This window comes from Aliterella atlantica CENA595 (assembly GCF_000952155.1).
Taxonomy (GTDB): Bacteria; Cyanobacteriota; Cyanobacteriia; order Cyanobacteriales; family Chroococcidiopsidaceae; genus Aliterella; species Aliterella atlantica.
In genome coordinates this window covers 271,442-288,037 of sequence record NZ_JYON01000002.1, presented here as the reverse complement: position 1 = coordinate 288,037, position 16,596 = coordinate 271,442, and the positions used below count along the sequence as shown (strand labels likewise).

16 protein-coding genes are annotated in these 16,596 nt (G+C 43.2%); 4 read left to right on the top strand and 12 right to left on the bottom strand.

Annotated elements, in window-relative coordinates:
* The first annotated feature begins 21 nt into the window (after positions 1-21).
* Entirely contained in the window at positions 22-1,572 is a 1,551-nt protein-coding gene (locus UH38_RS03820) for a YcjF family protein (RefSeq protein ID WP_045053286.1), read from the top strand.
* 37 nt (positions 1,573-1,609) lie between these two features.
* Here UH38_RS03820 and UH38_RS03815 read toward each other — a convergent pair whose 3' ends face one another.
* The 4 genes from UH38_RS03815 to psbO form a co-directional block, all read right to left on the bottom strand.
* Entirely contained in the window at positions 1,610-1,882 is a 273-nt protein-coding gene (locus UH38_RS03815; protein WP_045053285.1) for a hypothetical protein, read from the bottom strand.
* On the bottom strand, positions 1,882-2,946 hold the full coding sequence (locus UH38_RS03810; protein WP_052672241.1) for a hypothetical protein: 1,065 nt from the start codon (positions 2,944-2,946) through the stop codon (positions 1,882-1,884). The genes UH38_RS03815 and UH38_RS03810 overlap by 1 nt, the downstream gene beginning before the upstream one ends.
* 408 nt (positions 2,947-3,354) lie before the next feature.
* Entirely contained in the window at positions 3,355-4,140 is a 786-nt protein-coding gene (locus UH38_RS03805; RefSeq protein ID WP_045053284.1) for an RNA polymerase sigma factor SigF, read from the bottom strand.
* 399 nt (positions 4,141-4,539) lie between these two features.
* Positions 4,540-5,376 (bottom strand): photosystem II manganese-stabilizing polypeptide, encoded by an 837-nt coding sequence (psbO, locus tag UH38_RS03800; RefSeq protein ID WP_045053283.1) that lies wholly within the window; start codon positions 5,374-5,376, stop codon positions 4,540-4,542.
* Positions 5,377-5,919: 543 nt separating this feature from the next.
* Here psbO and UH38_RS03795 point away from each other — a divergent pair.
* Positions 5,920-6,285, top strand: coding sequence for a hypothetical protein (locus UH38_RS03795; protein ID WP_045053282.1), 366 nt, complete (start codon positions 5,920-5,922; stop codon positions 6,283-6,285).
* Here the strand turns inward: UH38_RS03795 and UH38_RS03790 are convergent.
* Entirely contained in the window at positions 6,282-6,521 is a 240-nt protein-coding gene (locus tag UH38_RS03790) for a DUF4327 family protein (RefSeq protein ID WP_045053281.1), read from the bottom strand. The two genes, UH38_RS03795 and UH38_RS03790, sit on opposite strands and share 4 nt — an antisense overlap.
* 12 nt (positions 6,522-6,533) lie before the next feature.
* Positions 6,534-6,899: a hypothetical protein gene (locus UH38_RS03785; protein WP_045053280.1), complete on the bottom strand. Its 366-nt coding sequence runs from the start codon at positions 6,897-6,899 to the stop codon at positions 6,534-6,536.
* A gap of 224 nt (positions 6,900-7,123) precedes the next feature.
* On the opposite strand from UH38_RS03785, the gene UH38_RS03780 reads away from it, so the two are divergent.
* Entirely contained in the window at positions 7,124-7,417 is a 294-nt protein-coding gene (locus UH38_RS03780; RefSeq protein ID WP_045053279.1) for a hypothetical protein, read from the top strand.
* Here the strand turns inward: UH38_RS03780 and UH38_RS03775 are convergent.
* Complete coding sequence (locus UH38_RS03775; protein WP_045053278.1) at positions 7,414-8,085, bottom strand: response regulator; 672 nt, start codon at positions 8,083-8,085, stop codon at positions 7,414-7,416. The two genes, UH38_RS03780 and UH38_RS03775, sit on opposite strands and share 4 nt — an antisense overlap.
* A gap of 3 nt (positions 8,086-8,088) precedes the next feature.
* Positions 8,089-9,600 (bottom strand): sensor histidine kinase, encoded by a 1,512-nt coding sequence (locus UH38_RS03770; protein WP_045053277.1) that lies wholly within the window; start codon positions 9,598-9,600, stop codon positions 8,089-8,091.
* A 191-nt stretch (positions 9,601-9,791) separates the two neighbouring features.
* Between UH38_RS03770 and UH38_RS03765 the strand changes: the two genes are divergently transcribed.
* Entirely contained in the window at positions 9,792-11,225 is a 1,434-nt protein-coding gene (locus UH38_RS03765) for a bifunctional orotidine-5'-phosphate decarboxylase/orotate phosphoribosyltransferase (RefSeq protein WP_045053276.1), read from the top strand.
* Between the two features lie 136 nt (positions 11,226-11,361).
* Here the strand turns inward: UH38_RS03765 and UH38_RS03760 are convergent, their stop codons facing one another.
* From UH38_RS03760 to UH38_RS03745, 4 genes are all read right to left on the bottom strand, one after another.
* Positions 11,362-13,830, bottom strand: a complete 2,469-nt coding sequence (locus UH38_RS03760; RefSeq protein WP_045053275.1) for an ATP-dependent Clp protease ATP-binding subunit — start codon at positions 13,828-13,830, stop codon at positions 11,362-11,364.
* Positions 13,831-14,104: 274 nt separating this feature from the next.
* Positions 14,105-14,803 carry a pirin family protein gene (locus tag UH38_RS03755; RefSeq protein ID WP_045053274.1) on the bottom strand — a complete coding sequence of 233 codons (699 nt, stop codon included), beginning with the start codon at positions 14,801-14,803 and terminating at the stop codon, positions 14,105-14,107.
* Positions 14,804-14,934: 131 nt separating this feature from the next.
* Entirely contained in the window at positions 14,935-15,381 is a 447-nt protein-coding gene (locus UH38_RS03750) for a MarR family winged helix-turn-helix transcriptional regulator (protein ID WP_045053273.1), read from the bottom strand.
* 65 nt (positions 15,382-15,446) lie between these two features.
* On the bottom strand, positions 15,447-16,313 hold the full coding sequence (locus UH38_RS03745) for a hypothetical protein (protein ID WP_045053272.1): 867 nt from the start codon (positions 16,311-16,313) through the stop codon (positions 15,447-15,449).
* Positions 16,314-16,596: the final 283 nt, after the last annotated feature.

Sequence of the window (16,596 nt, the reverse complement as noted above, 5' to 3'; positions counted from 1 at the left end):
ACTTATTATTGATTGCTGTCAATGCCCCTATCGCGCCTACTGACGCTGATTATTGGTATAACCCTGATTTTGGGGTTAATGCTGTGGCTAGTTAATTCTTTGTACTGGCTCTACAGTTATATTGCTTTTACTCAGCCTTTTTTAGCTAATTTGCTGCTGTTGCTGCTAGTTGTCCTGATGGCAGCTTTAGTTACAGCATTTGTTTATTATGCTCTGCTATTTCGTGCTGGCGAACAAAAATCGCGCCGGAAACAGCGCCCAGCGCCGCAAATTCCGGCAGCTAAAACTGAAGCCGCAGGAGAGACTCTCAAAGCGATTAGGCAGCAAGTAGGACAAATTCAAGATGAAGTAGCAAGACAAGCCTTGCTGAGTCGTTCGCGGGAAATTGAAGCGACATTATCGCGCGGAGAATTGCAAGTTGTAGTTTTTGGTACTGGTTCTGCGGGCAAAACATCGCTAGTTAATGCCATTATTGGGCGGATGATTGGCAAAGTTGATGCACCGATGGGGACGACAGAAGTAGGAGAAACTTATAGCCTCAAGCTCAAAGGCATGAATCGGGAGATTTTAATTACCGACACGCCAGGAATTTTAGAGGCGGGTGTAGCTGGAACCGAACGCGAACAATTAGCGCGTCAGCTAGCAACGGAAGCAGATTTGCTTTTATTTGTAGTTGATAATGACCTGCGCCGCTCGGAATACCAACCATTAAGGACGCTAGCAGAAATTGGTAAGCGATCGCTAATTGTCCTCAATAAGACAGATCTATACACTGAAACAGACAAAGAAACTATCTTGGCGCGTTTGCGCGAACGAGTGCGTGCCTTTATTGGTACAAATGATGTAGTGGCAATTTCTGCCAATCCCCAAAGCGCTACTTTAGAAAACGGCGAAATTTTTCAGCCAGAACCGGAAATTATGCCTTTACTGCGACGTATGGCGGCGGTACTGCGGGCTGAGGGAGAAGACTTAGTTGCAGATAATATTCTCTTACAATCGCAAAGGCTAGGAGATGAAGCCCGAAAAATTATCGATTCCCAACGCCGCCGTCAAGCGGAAAAGGTGGTAGAGCGCTTTCAGTGGATTGGTGCTGGTGTAGTTTCTGTGACTCCTTTACCTGTTGTCGATTTGCTAGCAACGGCGGCGGTAAATGCTCAAATGGTTGTAGAAATTGGCAAAATTTACGGCTGCGAGCTAAATTTGGAGCGAGGCAGAGAATTAGCCCTATCTCTAGCCAAAACTTTGGCAAGTTTGGGCATTGTTAAAGGTGCAATTCAACTGTTATCAACAGCCTTGCAATTTAATGTGGCGACTATTGTCGTGGGCAAGGCAATTCAAGGAGTTACAGCCGCTTATTTGACGCGCATTGCTGGCAGAAGTTTTATTGAGTATTTTCGCCACAATCAAGATTGGGGCGATGGGGGGATTACAGAAGTAGTGCAAAGGCAATTTCAGTTAAATCGCCGCGACGAATTTATGCAAGAATTTGTCCAACAAGCGATCGCGCGGGTAATTAAACCTTTAACAGCAAAATCGCCTGCAGAAGTTGAAATCGAGCGGAGCGATCGATGATTATTAAACCTAGATATTTGCGTCTATTTTACTAGCTCTAATCGTCAGTACCATAAAGGTTTTGATAGTATTGCAAAATCGTTTCTATTTTGTCTCTACTACTTTGTAAGTTAGCTGCGGACAAATATTGAATTTGCAAACTTTCAACTTGGCTGTAGCTGTAATTAAACTCAGTAGAAGAAGCAGGCAGCAAATTTATTTTTACTCCCTCTACTTGAGATAAATGAGCCACAATTTCCCTATAGACTGCTAAAGATAAATTAGGAAAGCGAATTTCGTCTTGGGCTTGATTGGTTTGATGCTTTATCATTAATTAGCTTCTACGGCAGGCGTGTTAGGTGGTGGCGGTACAGAAAGGGCATCTGTAGTAATATTTTGCGGTACAAGCGAAGGATTTACTGCTTGCGTAGTAATAATATTTTGCGGTATAAGCGAAGGATTTACTGCTTGCGTAACAGGATTTTCTGGTACTGACGAGGGTAGAGCCGCTGTTGGCGAGGTTTGCCCGTTGTTTTGGTTTGCAGGTTGTTCGCCTACTGCTTTAGCAACTTCGACACCGAACTGCTCTAAAACAACCAAAGGTTCAGCACCTTCATTCATTTCTATTCTTTTTACCAGCACTTGCCCATTAGATAGTCTTTGTCCTACTTGAACGTAGCGGCTGGTTGGCTCATTAGGAACTTGAACAATCGCTTGAGTTGACTCGCCGATTTGAATTACACCCATTACTGTGACATTTTGGGCTAACTCTGGCGCTAATTGTACGGGTGGGGCTGGCGGTAGATTATTGCCTGGCAAACTTGAAGGCGGTGGAGGATTAAGTGGGCTGGTTGTATCTGAAGGGGTAGTTTGATTTGGTCTAGATTGAGTGCCTACACTAACTCTATTAGGATTTGAGCTTCGCGGATTATTAGCAGAACCTGAATTACGGGCTGCAACTGTTGAATTGGGTTGTCTGCGGCTAGAACCTGAACTTCTATTGGTAGAAGTATTAGAGGAAGCTTGCTGGCTATTATTGTTTGACGATGAGTTTGTGGGTGCTGCGCCTGTCTGGGAATTTGGAGGAGCGACACTAACTGGTATAGGTGTTGTTACTGGTGCAAACAGCGCTGCAAAAGGATCTCTTCGTCCTTTTGCTACTTGCTTTACTCGCTGATTGGCATTAGTCGGTTGAATTAAGCTTGGAGCTAAGTACGCAGTACCGCTAGGATTTTGAGCAATTATAGGCGGTTGCGGCTTTACGGGAGATGGACTTACTGCTACTGGCGGTGGAGATGATACTGGGCTAGCGCTTTGGGGATTGTCTGATGACCCACACCCAGTTATCGATAAAGCTATAATGCCGATTAGTGTAGTTGTTGAGGTTTTGAGCATATATTTACTAAGAGTTTCAAAATAATTTGACAAATTTAGATAACCGTTACTTACGCATACTTTATTTCAACCAAGAACTAGCTTTATTTCTACTTCATAAGATTAGTATTATAACTGTTACAGCTATCACAACGATTGTAAACTGTCTGCTATTTTACGACTAACTTAGTAACTTAATTACAACTGCCTAAATTTTAGTTATTGCCGTACCTTTAAACTATAAACTTGTTGACAATCTTGCAACTACTGAAGTTATAAACTTTCATTTGAACTAATCTAACGTCACTGAATATTTTAGTTACTTAATCTTTGTTAAGATCCTCAAAATTCAAGTTAATTGTTAGCTAAAATTATCTAAGCGATCGCACTACTTACTATTAATAACTACCCAGATCGCTGCGAGAAACATTACTCTTCAGGAACTAGCATCAACTGTTTGAGCGAAGCTAATCCTTGTTTGAGGCGACGAGAAACGGTAACAACACTAATACCCAAATGTTCTGCTACTTCTTTTTGGGTCAAATCGTAAAAGAAGACAAACTTCAATACTTCATGAGTCCGCTGTTCTAACTGTACTAAAGCATCTTGCAAGCGGATGCGATCTTCTTGCGCTAGTTGGAAACTAGAATACTGCCGATCGGGTACTGTATCCGCTAACGAACCAGAATCATCATCGCCTTCTTGATTGGGAGTATCCAAACTTAAGGGAGAGCGATTTGTCCAGGCTAATTTTATTTCTTGCCATTCAACAGCGCTAATATCTAAAGCCGCAGCGACTTCAGCATCGGTAGGTTGGCGGTTGTACTTTTCTCGTAAATTGCGGGAAACTCCTACTGCTTGCTGCTGCAAAGCTAACCACCGCCGAGGTATCCGTACCATTACCCCTTTGTCGCGCAGATAGTGTTGAATTTCGCCGCGAATATAAGGAATAGCAAAGGAACTAAAAGCAATTCCTTTAGACAGTTCAAACCTTTCAATCGCTCGAATTAAGCCAATACAGCCTACTTGTAATAAATCGTCGTAGCTTTCGGTGCATTGATTCGTCCAATAATGAGCCTCTTTCCTAACTAACCCGTAGTTGAGTTCGACAATTTCATTACGGATGCGTGCCGAGGGCGATCGCTGATACTCTCTAAGCAGTGTTGCGCTCTCTTGTTTGACTTCAACTTTAGTTTCGGTATAACTTAGCACCATATTGTTTCTTGTTACGTAAATATTGCAGCGTTACTACGGAGATCGGCACAAAGGCATACCGCATAATTTATACGGCAGCTAGTAAAAATTAAATTTTTCTAAAAGTATTGATAAACAGTTGTTTTTCGTGTTAGCTAGTTTCAGTTAATTGAAGTATTTCCTTCGCGGGTGCAACTGTTTCATGCTTAAGGGTATGAAATTCTCTATAGTCTTTACTACCGAAATTCCACTGAACTTTATTAAAGCTGACCTTTGTACTAGCGCAAAACTACTAGGATCGTCACAGTAGAACCTACGTACATAAAATATTTTAATACAAATAAAAAAAGGGCATTTCGCCCTCTTTGTCTAGCATTTATTGGATTGAATGGATGTCTCACATAACTAACTAAGACAGCTTTATGCTTGCGTTGGTTCGACGCGAGCGTAAAATAGACCGCGAATCTTGACTTCTTTAGCCTCGCTTGCTCCCAAATCTGTATCGGAAGGCTGTTCGCTCAGGAAAGTTCCAGCAATTTCACCAGTGTTGCTATCTACTTTGGCAATTTGCAGTGAAATAGTGCCTTGACCGACATCAGCTTGTTTAATATTGGCGCGGGCAAGTTCCTTATCATCAGCTTGACCAGGAAGAGCTACCGCATTATCGTAGCCCGCTGTTACGCCGCGACCTTTAGGATCGAGGAAAGCAGAACCTCGGTAAGAAGGAACTTTGAACGTGCCTTCAAAATCTGTCGAAGTATTAATGCTTGTTAAACCTGGTTGAGATTGGGCAACTAAGCCTTTGATTGTAAATAAGAAAGGTACTCGTTCGCCACCAGGTAATTGCACTGTAATAGCTTGGAAATCTAAACCATCTTCCTCAACAAAAGTTAAACTGCGATCTTCGTTAAGTTTGAGCGGTCCTTGTACTTGGTCGATGGTAGAAGTGTAGCGTGTCAACAATTTTCCGGCAATAAATTCCGCAGTTTGGCGTTTATTGACAGGTTCTTCTTTAACGAAGAAAGTAGTAGGTTCTAAGCACAGTTCAGCGATCCTATAATTTTGACTGCTGTCAAGGGCAATTGAACCGCGAGTTGTTTCTGCCATTTGCGGGCATTTGTTAGCAAGCCCTGTGCCGCGAATTTGATCGTAGGTAAGTACGTCTCTAGTCTCAGATGCCACACTAGCATCACTACAAGCAGTTAATATTCCTAAGCAAATAGCCAGGAATGCAGTAATTAAAGCGCGATACCTCATGGTCAACCTCAATGTTTAAACTCAATATCTAACCTAAAAACAGCCCTAATAATACAATTGAAAAATTCGGGCAAATATTGGATGCCTCGTTACCAATGGATATAGCAGTGCTTGCTGATGTTACCCGTCTTTGAATGTAAGGACGTGCGCCTAGCTAGCAGATGAAACTACATCCTCTGCAACCACTTTTACCTCTCCGTTGAACCTGTGTAATTTAGCTCAAGCGTTGTAGTTAGCAGCATGGTTTGCTTCAGACCCCAATACAAAATTTTACACGGCGATGTTACCTTTACCTTGAACGGCGTTTAGATTAATCTATTGGTTTAACCAAATAATTCGCGCATTCGCGCATTCGTAATTAAATTGGGTGCAAGCCCCCACTAAAATTAAAGATTTTAGTGGTCTGCAGTTAGTGGCGCTTTCTTGCCCCTACTGACTGCAATTACGAATTGGTAATTACGAATTGCCGCTTTGCGGCTTGACTTGCTAGTTTTTGATTTTATTGAGGTCAAGTAGTGACAGGAGAGCGAATAAGGAAACTCAATGGCTAAAAACACCGATCTTGAATCAAAACTAGCCGCTATTGCTACAGATGTAGAAGCTTTGGCACAAAGCTACCAGGGAGATAGTTTAGCTCTTTTGGCTGTGCTGCGACGCTTGGAGGCACTTCACAGAGAGATTCGTGAAGGGCTATTTCATGCCTCTTTGCCAGATAACCGTCATGGACTAGACTCACTACTTAAAGATATTGAGACTGAGGGCGGGTGGCCCTATATTGAGCGGATGAGGCTGCAAGCATTGTTGGTCAATCTGTCACGGACAGACGACCAAAATTCAGATGTAACGCCTGAAGCCATTGCACCCGATCGCAATATGGAAGCCGACTCAGATGGAACTACTAGCTACTAATCGTTACGCCATTCCTCACAGGTTAATAAATCGCCGATGCGATCGCGTAGTAAATATTCGCTCTTTTCTAGCTCGGTGGCAAAGTAAATCCAATCTCGCGGGGGAATGTACTGGCATAATACGCTAATTGGCTGCTGCCTGCTAATGATGCCTTTATGCACTAACTGACTTGCTTCTTCTTGGACTACTCTTAGAGAATATTGAGTTTGAAGACATGGCACTGCATTCAATAACATAGTTTTCATCCCCTAACTACTATGAATTTTGGAAATTAAGTTCGGTGATTTTGAGCCTTTGATTTTTGCTAATGCTGGTAAGTATTCCGGTTTGGGCGTTTTTATTCCCCATATTGTTGCTGGATGTCCAAGGCAACGTTGTCCCATAGCCCATAAATAAACATTAGGGTGAGTTTTCTGCAACCACTCGATCGCCTCTATGTATTGATGTTCGCTTAAGTGACCTGCCATCGCTTCTTCTGAAGTAATACAACCTGCGAGCAGGGCAATTTCGCATAGCGCTAAGTTTGCTCGTCGGTCTACCTCAGAACTCCATTGCTTAACTAATTGATATATCTTCTGGGTTGCGTCCACAAATTTTCCCGTTGCTGCACGCATTTGTTTGCTACAGCAACACATTATTGTTTGTTACGTAGCAACAAACACTATCAAATGGATAGATAAAGATATATGAAGGCGCGTTTGCGGATAGTTTAAATTAGCCAGTTGACTATCCACTCGGTTGTAGTTCTGGGAATATTTAAGCTTTATGCTGGATAGGTTGACTGAATATAAGTATTTGATGCCCTTTGGCAAATAAATCCTATCCGCTTGAATACAGTATGCCAAGGTATCGAATTGTAGTTATTGGCGAGAGCGTGCTTGAGGTGCAGCGCGTCAGTCGTTGCTGCTTGGCGCAAGGAATTGAAGTTTTTCCTTACTATGGAGTGCCGTCGCCAGAGGAAATTAGTTTGTTTTCTCCTCACTTAACTATCTTATGTTCGCTGCCTAATAGTAACTATCCCCAGATAGACAGTGCTTGCGTTGTATGGTCAGAACAACCAATCAATAGCCATCTCCATGTTATTTCTAACATGACAGAACTCTACAATATGTTACAAAGTTTACAAAATTAGATCAAGCCTTCACGGATTGCTTTAGCGGCGGCTTGAACGCGATCGTCAACGCTCAGTTTATTGAGAATCATTCGGACGTAGGACTTGACAGTGCCGAGCGAAAGATAGAGTTTTTGGGCAATTTCTTGATTGGAGTGTCCAGCAGCAATTAATGTGAGCAATTCGCGTTCGCGATCGCTTAATTCTGGCACTGAGTTATGAGCGGACAACTGGCTAGAAGTAACTGCAGGATTGAGCATACGGGAGACTTTGCGGGCAACTTGAGGAGCCAAATAAGCACCGCCATCTTGAATTAGTTGAATTACAGCAATCAACTGTTCCCATTCAATGCTTTTGAGGCAGTAGCCATCAGCACCAGCAGCTAGCATCCCCATGACCTGGGTATCGTTGTCAAACGCACTCAAAGCCAAAACTCTAGTTACCGAGCGATCGCTTTTGATTTGCCAAGTAGCAGTAATCCCATCCATCACTGGCAAATCGATATCCATCAAAATCACATCTGGTTGGAGTTGCACCGCCAGGTTGACAGCAGTAGCACCATCAGCAGCCTCCCCTACCACGTCAAAACCAGGTTCTAGGGCAAATTGACCTTTAATCCCTCGGCGCATCAAAGGGTGATCTTCAACTAACAATAGCCGCACGAGGCGATCGCCCCCGATCTCAGACATGGCTTATTTGTACTCCTGCACATTTCTAGTTGTGCTGCAACTTAAGCTTTGCGCCACAGGGAGAGTAAACCAAAAAGTGCTACCTCGACCAAAATTATTTTCCCCATCAATTACGCCCCCATGAGCCTCGACAATCTGACGGCATAAATACAGTCCCAAGCCTGCCCTGCCGCGCCGTCCGCGCCCCTGCATAAAGCGGTAAAAGAGCCTTTCTTTGTCTTTGGGTGCAATTCCCGAACCGCGATCGCATACGGAAACTTTGATGCGATCGTGCCAAGGAACAACCGCAAGCGTAATTTCTGTGTTGGGCGGGCTTACTCGAACGGCATTATCGAGTAGATTTTGGATTACTCTTTGAATTTCTAAGCGATCGCCGTACACAATCGGCAAAGATGGGGCAATGGCGCTAGCGAGCGCACAATTTTGCTGGTAAATAGCATTAATGCGAGCGATCGCTTGGGCAAAAATCTGTTCCCAGTCCAAAGCTTCCCAATGCAGGTTTTCGCTCCCAGTAGCTTCATAACGCGATACATCTACAAGGGCTTCTACAAGCTCGATTAAGTCTTCATTCGCTTGACGGTATTCTTCGAGAATTTCTTGCCAAGTGTCAGTAACAGTGCCAAAAGCACCGTTTAGCATTGGTTTTAGCGTATTACGAGTAGCAAGTAGGGGAGTACGCAGATCGTGGGAAAGAGCAGAAATTAAATCCTCAAGCTGTTTGGTACGCATTAAACTTGCTACTTGGCGTTTGCGGATTTCAGTTGCCATTGAGTTAAGATTGCGAGCTAATTGCCCAATTTCGTCAGTAGATGAGTATTTAAGTGGGGTTTCCATTTTACCAGCTTGCCAAGCTCCGCCTACCTCAATTAGATGACGCAAGGGAACTTCTACTTTTTTACGCAATAGCCACAGGTTAAAACATATTCCTAATAAGATTGCTAGTATGCTTAAGCCATCAATAACATTATCAATATGGTTAAGTTGGCTCAATCTCTGCTTGTGTCTTGTGAGAATGATGTCTTCATGTAGCAACATATTGCTGACGATCTTCCGCATGGGATCGAACAAAGTTTTCCCTGGTAGAGTAGTTTTGCTAGCATCACCATTGAGAACTTTTTGAATAAACTCGCTGTTCCAGATGTCATGAATGCTCTGGAGTTCTTCAAGCTGCTGAAGTTGAGTAGGATTATCTTGAACGAGCGTGCGTAAGCGGTAGAAAGTTTGCTGAAAGTCAATTTTCGCCCTTTTAAAAGCTACTAAAAATTCTCTGTCCCTAGTAAATAAATAACCGCGTATGGTTGTTTGTTCGTCTAGGGCAGTGCTAAGTAAATGTTCGGTTTCGCGTTCTACTAGCAAAGAATGCGCGATCGCATCAAATACCTGCCTATGCTGAACTTTGAGCAAAATACTCAAGCATTCTTGTCCAATTACCAGCAGCACTAGCAGCAAAAAGCTAGTGTATAAAGGTGCTAATAAACGATTTTTTAGTGGCGATCGCTCTAAAACCCGCAGCAATTAATGTTCTCTGTCTTGAGGAGGAGGTATTAGTTGCATTATCTCTTGCTGTGGTTGTTTATCAAATATGTAATGTTTTACTGTGTAGAAGATTACAGCTATATTTACTGCAAAAATAAAATAATTAAGAGAAATTGGCATCAGCCATTAAGGTTTTCTTAGGGTCGATTCACTTGCCTAGAGCCAAATTTATGAATTTTTTTGATAAGTTAAATGCAGCGATCGCCCGCAATCAAAGTTTGCTATTTGTCGGACTCGATCCTAATCTGGAAATGATGCCAAGTAGAGGAAATACAGTAAGCATTATTACTGATTTATCTGATTGGCTGCAATTTTTAATTGCTCAAACCAGCGATTTAGTCTGCGCCTATAAACCGACATTTGGATTTTACAAGGCTTTGGGCGCTCCAGGATTAGAGTTACTAGATCAGACTTTAAAAGCTATTCCTGCTCATATTCCAGTTATTTTAGATGCCAAACACAGCGACCTCAATACCAGCAGTATTTTTGCCCAGACTATATTTACACAATGGCGGGTAGATGCAGTCACTCTCAACCCTTATGCTGGGCAAGATGGGGTAGCACCGTTTTTAGTTTATCCAGATAAAGCTGTATTTATACTGTGTTGTACTTCTAATCCAGGTGCAATTGCTTTGCAGCAGTATCCTAGTAACGAGTCACCGCTTTATGTGCAAGTAGTCAAAGAAGCACGAACTTGGGGTACTCTAGAACAGCTTGGGTTGGAGGTGGGGACGACTACGCCTGATGTTATGGAGAGGATACGAGCGATCGCCCCAGAAAGAGTTATTCTTGCTCGTAGTATATGGGCAGAAGGCGGAGACTTAGGCAAAATTTTAGCAGCAGGCTTAAATAATAACGGCGACGGCTTACTAATTCCCGTTCCTCAAGATATGCTAGCTAGCACGCAACCAGCTAGCGAAATTACATCTTTGCGCGAGGAAATCAATGCAGCTAGAAATAAAGTTATTGAGTCAGCTTCTAGTTGTTCTATTTGGCTACCAGATGTTTGTCTGCTCAACCAGCACCCTTATCTAGACTTGATTTTGCAACTATACGATCTAGGTTGCATTATGTTTGGTGAGTTTGTGCAAGCATCGGGAGCAACTTTTCCTTATTATGTCGATTTACGCAAGATTATCTCTAACCCGCAAGTTTTTTCGACAATTTTGACTGCTTATGCAGACATTTTAAATACTTTGCAATTCGATCGCATTGCTGGTATTCCTTACGGTTCTTTACCTACGGCTACTGGTTTAGCGCTACGCCTCAATTATCCGATGATTTTTCCGCGCAAAGAAGTCAAAGCGCATGGAACTAGACGCGTAATTGAAGGTAATTTTCAACCAGGCGAAACAGTTGTAGTAGTTGATGATATTTTGATTAGCGGCAAAAGTGCGATCGAAGGTGCAGAAAAAATTGAATCTGTAGGCTTAAATGTACGCGATATTGTAGTGTTTATGGATCACGAACAAGGCGTTAAAGATCGGTTGAAAGAAAAAGGTTATCGCGCTCACTCAGTTTTAACTATTTCAGAAATTACTGAAACGCTGTATGCAGCAGGACGGATTGATGAGGAGCAATTTAGGAGTTTTGAACAAAATTAAAGTTTTTGTACCAACTTTGAGCGCGAACGCAGATACACGCAGATGCACGCAGATGAAAACCCACGCGGCGGGCGTTGCAGATGTTATATACCAAGGTACTAAAAAACCCTGGCATTGCTACCAGGGTTGAAATCTATTATGCGACGGTTGAAAGTACCAAATCTGGTTTCTCAGATTTCATTACTTTAACTTCACCATCTTCAACATCGACGATCGCATTATCGCCAGCTTTGAGTTGACCTGATAGCATAGCTTCAGCTAATGAGTCTTCTAGTAAGCTCATAATTGCTCTACGCAATGGTCTAGCGCCGTAGCTAGGATTGTAGCCTTGCTCGACTACAAGCTCTTTGAATAAGTCGCTTACCTCCAAAGTAATTCCTTGTTCTGCTAACCGATGAGAAACTTCTTGCAGCATAATGTCGGCAATTTGCTTGACTTCTGCCTTCTTGAGTTGAGTGAAGACAATAATTTCATCTAAACGGTTGAGAAATTCAGGACGGAAGTGATTTTTCAGTTCTTCATTAACTAGAGTGCGAATGCGATTGTATTGAGTCTCGGCTGCATTGTCCGAAAACTCGAAGCCAATTCCTCCACCGCCTTTCTCGATTACTTTGGAGCCGATATTAGAGGTCATAATTAACAGTGTATTTTTGAAGTCCACTGTTCGACCTTGAGAATCTGTCAGCCTACCATCCTCTAATAGTTGCAGCAGCAGATTAAATACATCTGGGTGCGCTTTTTCGATTTCGTCGAATAATAGCACTGTGTAAGGTCTGCGTCGTACTGCTTCTGTTAGCTGTCCGCCTTCGTCGTAGCCGACATATCCTGGAGGCGAACCAATCAGCTTAGATACTGTATGACGCTCCATATATTCAGACATATCTAGACGAATCATGGCATCTTCCGAACCAAAGAAGTAAGCCGCAAGTGCTTTGGTCAGTTCGGTTTTGCCGACTCCTGTAGGACCTGAGAAGATGAAACTAGCAATCGGTCTGTTGGGATTTTTTAAGCCTACTCTAGCTCTACGAATCGCCCGCGAAACCGCTGTTACAGCTTCTTCTTGACCGATTAAGCGCTGGTGCAAAGTATCTTCTAAGTGCAATAGTAGTTGCGACTCAGATTCAGTTAACTTGTTGACTGGTACGCCTGTCCAAGAAGAGACGATATGAGCTATTGCTTCTTCATCAACAATTACTGCTGCTTCTTGAGCGTTGTCAGTCTTGAGCGCTTTGAGTTGCTCGTTTATTTCGATTTCGCGATCGCGCAACTTGCCAGCTTTGTCGTAGTCTTGGGCTTGAACTGCGGTTTCCTTATCTTTGACAACTTGATGCAGTTCGGCATTTAATGTTTTAACTTCCGATGGCTGGTGAGAATTGGCTAAACGAGCGCGAGAACCTGCTTCGTCAATAAGATCGATGGCTTTATCGGGTAAAAAGCGATCGCTAATATAACGGTCAGAGAGTTTAGCAGCAGCAAATATTGCCGCATCAGAAATCTTGACTCTGTGGTGCTGTTCGTAAACAGAACGCAAGCCATACAAAATTTCGATAGCTTCTTCTACTGATGGTTCGCCGACCATAATTGGCTGAAAGCGCCGCTCTAATGCTGCATCTTGCTCGATGTGCTGGCGGTACTCATTTAAGGTAGTTGCACCCAAACACTGCAACTCGCCCCTAGCTAGTGCTGGTTTAAGGATATTTGCTGCATCCATACCACCTTGAATTGAACCTGCACCAACTAAGTTATGCACTTCGTCAATGACTAAGATGATATTTCCGGCGGCGCGAATCTCATCCATAATCGCCTTAATGCGTTCTTCAAAGTCCCCGCGATGGCGAGTACCTGCGACTAACGAACCTACATCAAGGCTAATTACCTGCTTGTCTTGTAAAATATCAGGGATATTGTTATCGACAATGCGCTGGGCTAATCCTTCAGCGATCGCAGTTTTACCAACTCCTGGTTCGCCAATCAATACAGGATTATTCTTCGTTCTACGACCTAATATCTGTACGGCGCGTTCGATTTCTTTTTCCCTACCAACTACAGGATCGAGCTTGCCTTCGGCTGCAAGTTTGGTTAAATTTGTGCCAAACTCGTCTAAAGTAGTTGTTTTACCTGTAAAACCCTTGCTTGGGGAGCTTTGCGAGTTTCTGCTAGCGGAGACTGGTTGTTTTTCCAATTCCCGGATCACAGCAGTGCCAACTTCGTCTGAGTCTACGCCTAGATTTTCTATGACTTTTACAGCTACACCTTCGCCGTCATCAATTAGTCCTAATAATAAGTGTTCGGGACCGATGTAGTTGTCACCTAGTTCGCGTGCGGCGGCAAAAGACTTGTCAAATACGCGCTTCATTTTGGGGGTAAATGGTATCTCAGCGGAGACGAAGCGAGATCCGCGACCAATGATTTTTTCTACCTCTACTCGTGCATTTTTAATGTTAATGCCCAAGTCATTTAATACTTTGGCGGCAATGCTAGTACCTTCGCCAATCAACCCCAGAAGCACTTGCTCGCTCCCCACGAGATTGTGTCCCAAGCGACGTGCTTCTTCTTGGGCTAGCATAATGACTTTTACGGCTTCTCTGTTGAAGTGTTCAAACATCGTGGGTTGCCCTCTTGTGGCTGGATAAAAGCAGATGAGTTTTAACTCATCTATAAATAAACTTTTATGTACTTTCTTGCTCTAATGTATCTACCTGTAGCTTAGTTCAGCAGTGGTGAGAGCCGTATGCGGGGGGGAGGGTTTGCCGTCTGGGGAGAAGGCGGGGGGAGCAGGGGAGGCAGGGAAGGTGAGGAGATTTAACCTACTCTATCTTCCTTGTCCCCTTGTAATTACGAATTACGAATTACGAATTACGAATTACGAATTATTTTGCTCATGCCAGGTCGAATAGTAGAATCTCCGCGCCTTTGTCTGTGCTGATGTCTAGTAGTTTAACTTGGCTTGCTGCTACTGCGTCTCCTGCTTGCAGGTGGTAGTCGTTTAACTTGGCTTCGCCTTGCGCTACTTGCAACCAAGCGTAACGGTTGGGGTTGAGCTTGTGGACAATGCGATCGCCTGCTGCTAATACGGAGGTGTATAAATCCACATCTTGATGAATTTTTACTGCGCCTTCACGTCCATCTTTGGCTGCAATTAACCGCAGCTTGCCTAGCTTTTCTTCTAAGGGAAAGGCTTTTTGCTCGTAACTCGGTGTTATGCCTTGCGTGTCGGGTATTATCCAAATTTGCAGCAAGTGAACTGGATCGGTTGCCGAATGGTTGAACTCGCTATGTGTAATTCCTGTACCCGCACTCATGCGTTGGGCTTCTCCAGGCTTGATTACTGCTCCTGTTCCTAAGCTATCTTTGTGTTCTAGCGCTCCTTCCAAGACATAGGTAATAATTTCCATGTCGCGATGACTGTGTGCGCCAAACCCTGCGCTGGGCTGTATCCAGTCTTCGTTAATTACGCGCAAAGCCCGAAAGTTTATGTGCTTGGGATCGTAATAGTTGGCAAATGAAAATGTATGGTAACTGTCTAGCCAGCCATGATTAGCATGACCCCGCTCTTTGCCTGGTCTTAATGTAATCATTTGTTTTTGCCTTTGCTAATTTTGTTTAGATAGCTATTTCTATATTTAGTTTAACATTAAATCATTTAAGTATTAGTTAAATATGTCTTTCTGTATGGTGGGATTTCACTACTAAATAGGTACAGTTACTACTATTCCTGTTTTCCTAAACGCCGACACAAACGCCCTAGTTCTGCTTGTTCGGTGAGGGTAAGAATGCTCATTTCTTTGACTACCGCAGCTACATGAGTAGGGAAAACTTCAGTTATTAGCTGCTTGCCTGTATCTGTGAGCGATACAGAAATGCACCTGCGATCGCCTACTTCACGATCGCGTTTTACTAACTGCCGCTTTTCTAAGTTGTCAATTACTAAAGTAATATTTCCACCGCTTTTAAGCAGTTTTTCCGCTAGTTCGCGTTGGTACATTGAGCCTAAGTGATACAAAGCTTCCAGTACGCCAAATTGAGTAACAGTCAATTTATGAGCGTCTAAGTGGCGGTGCAGACGAGTTGAGACTGATTCTGCTGCTCTAACTAATTTTATATAAGCGTCTAAAGCTGATATTTCTTCTTTTGTCCCTAGATATCGAGTTCCCATTAAATGATTTTATATTTAATTATTCAATGCTAATTTATCTATTAGCTTATCAAGTCTAGAGGCATTTACTCCTCTGAACTAGGGTATTTTTTCCAAATAGTCACTATTGTGCCTGTACCTTGCTTATCTGGAGCTAAAGTTAGGTATAGGGGCGTAGTGTTACTACCTTTTGGAGTTAGTTTATAAAGTCCGCCACCAGGCGCATAAGTACCAAAAGGCTCAACTTGGAAATTAGCGCTTGCTAACTGAAGGCGAAAGAACTCTTCAAAGACAACATCAGGGTTTTTATTCGGGACTTGAGCAATTTGCCCGACAATATCAGGGTAGGGCTTACCGTCAGCTTGAACAAACATTTCTGCAGCAGCGATCGCTTGGTTTGGTTGTTCTACAGCTTGCCAAGTTGGATCGATAGGTATGCCTTGAATATCTGCAATAGCAATTGGTTTACTGTTTGGACTAGGACTTACAGCTACGTCAAGGCTAGGAGTTGGATCGGCTATTTCTTCAGGAGGTGGAAGTAGTTCTTGCTTTTGCGGATCTATTTCTATTGCGCTTGGCGGTGAAAATGGCGCGATCGCTACTGGTTGCTGTTGAGGAGAGACAACTGCTGGAGTTGGCTTGCTAGCTGCGGGTTTTGCGGGCAAAGGAGTGGGTTGTGTGCTTGCTACAGGAGGTTTGCGTGGCGATCGCCTAGAAATTCGAGGTGCTAGTCGCTCTTTCTCGGCTTCGGGCGCAACTGTAACTGGACCAGGTGAAGTTTCAATTTGAGTTAGACGCACTAACTCTTCTGGCTTTTCTTCTACGACAGGCTTGGACTTTTGCTCGGTAGGGAGAGGAATTGCTAACAGCATTCCATGTACGCCTAACGACACTAACCACATTGGTTTCCATACCTGACGTAATGGCGCAGGTAAGTTTTTGCTCTCAATCATGCGGTTAATTTATCCTCCTACCTAGTCTACATACATTACTTCGACCTCAAATATATCGCTTGTCTAGGCTATATTTACACTTCTGTTGACCTATTGCCCACAGTAACGCTATATACTCCTAATAGCGATCGCTCTATATCCTTAATTGTTCTGGCGCTCTTAAACAGCCTAACTATAATTATTTTCAATTAACTTGAGGTATGGTCCAGGTAGAATTTATCTATCGCAACTAATACACTGTACTTATGCGCTCCGAACAATGTATAAAATTTGCAAACTTTTC

Coding starts and splice junctions, on each gene's coding strand:
- UH38_RS03820 (WP_045053286.1), top strand. CDS start 22: ATGCCCCTATCGCGCCTACTGACGCTGATTATTGGTATAACCCTGATT.
- UH38_RS03815 (WP_045053285.1), bottom strand. CDS start 1,882: ATGATAAAGCATCAAACCAATCAAGCCCAAGACGAAATTCGCTTTCCT.
- UH38_RS03810 (WP_052672241.1), bottom strand. CDS start 2,946: ATGCTCAAAACCTCAACAACTACACTAATCGGCATTATAGCTTTATCG.
- UH38_RS03805 (WP_045053284.1), bottom strand. CDS start 4,140: ATGGTGCTAAGTTATACCGAAACTAAAGTTGAAGTCAAACAAGAGAGC.
- psbO (WP_045053283.1), bottom strand. CDS start 5,376: ATGAGGTATCGCGCTTTAATTACTGCATTCCTGGCTATTTGCTTAGGA.
- UH38_RS03795 (WP_045053282.1), top strand. CDS start 5,920: ATGGCTAAAAACACCGATCTTGAATCAAAACTAGCCGCTATTGCTACA.
- UH38_RS03790 (WP_045053281.1), bottom strand. CDS start 6,521: ATGTTATTGAATGCAGTGCCATGTCTTCAAACTCAATATTCTCTAAGA.
- UH38_RS03785 (WP_045053280.1), bottom strand. CDS start 6,899: ATGCGTGCAGCAACGGGAAAATTTGTGGACGCAACCCAGAAGATATAT.
- UH38_RS03780 (WP_045053279.1), top strand. CDS start 7,124: ATGCCAAGGTATCGAATTGTAGTTATTGGCGAGAGCGTGCTTGAGGTG.
- UH38_RS03775 (WP_045053278.1), bottom strand. CDS start 8,085: ATGTCTGAGATCGGGGGCGATCGCCTCGTGCGGCTATTGTTAGTTGAA.
- UH38_RS03765 (WP_045053276.1), top strand. CDS start 9,792: ATGAATTTTTTTGATAAGTTAAATGCAGCGATCGCCCGCAATCAAAGT.
- UH38_RS03760 (WP_045053275.1), bottom strand. CDS start 13,830: ATGTTTGAACACTTCAACAGAGAAGCCGTAAAAGTCATTATGCTAGCC.
- UH38_RS03755 (WP_045053274.1), bottom strand. CDS start 14,803: ATGATTACATTAAGACCAGGCAAAGAGCGGGGTCATGCTAATCATGGC.
- UH38_RS03750 (WP_045053273.1), bottom strand. CDS start 15,381: ATGGGAACTCGATATCTAGGGACAAAAGAAGAAATATCAGCTTTAGAC.
- UH38_RS03745 (WP_045053272.1), bottom strand. CDS start 16,313: ATGATTGAGAGCAAAAACTTACCTGCGCCATTACGTCAGGTATGGAAA.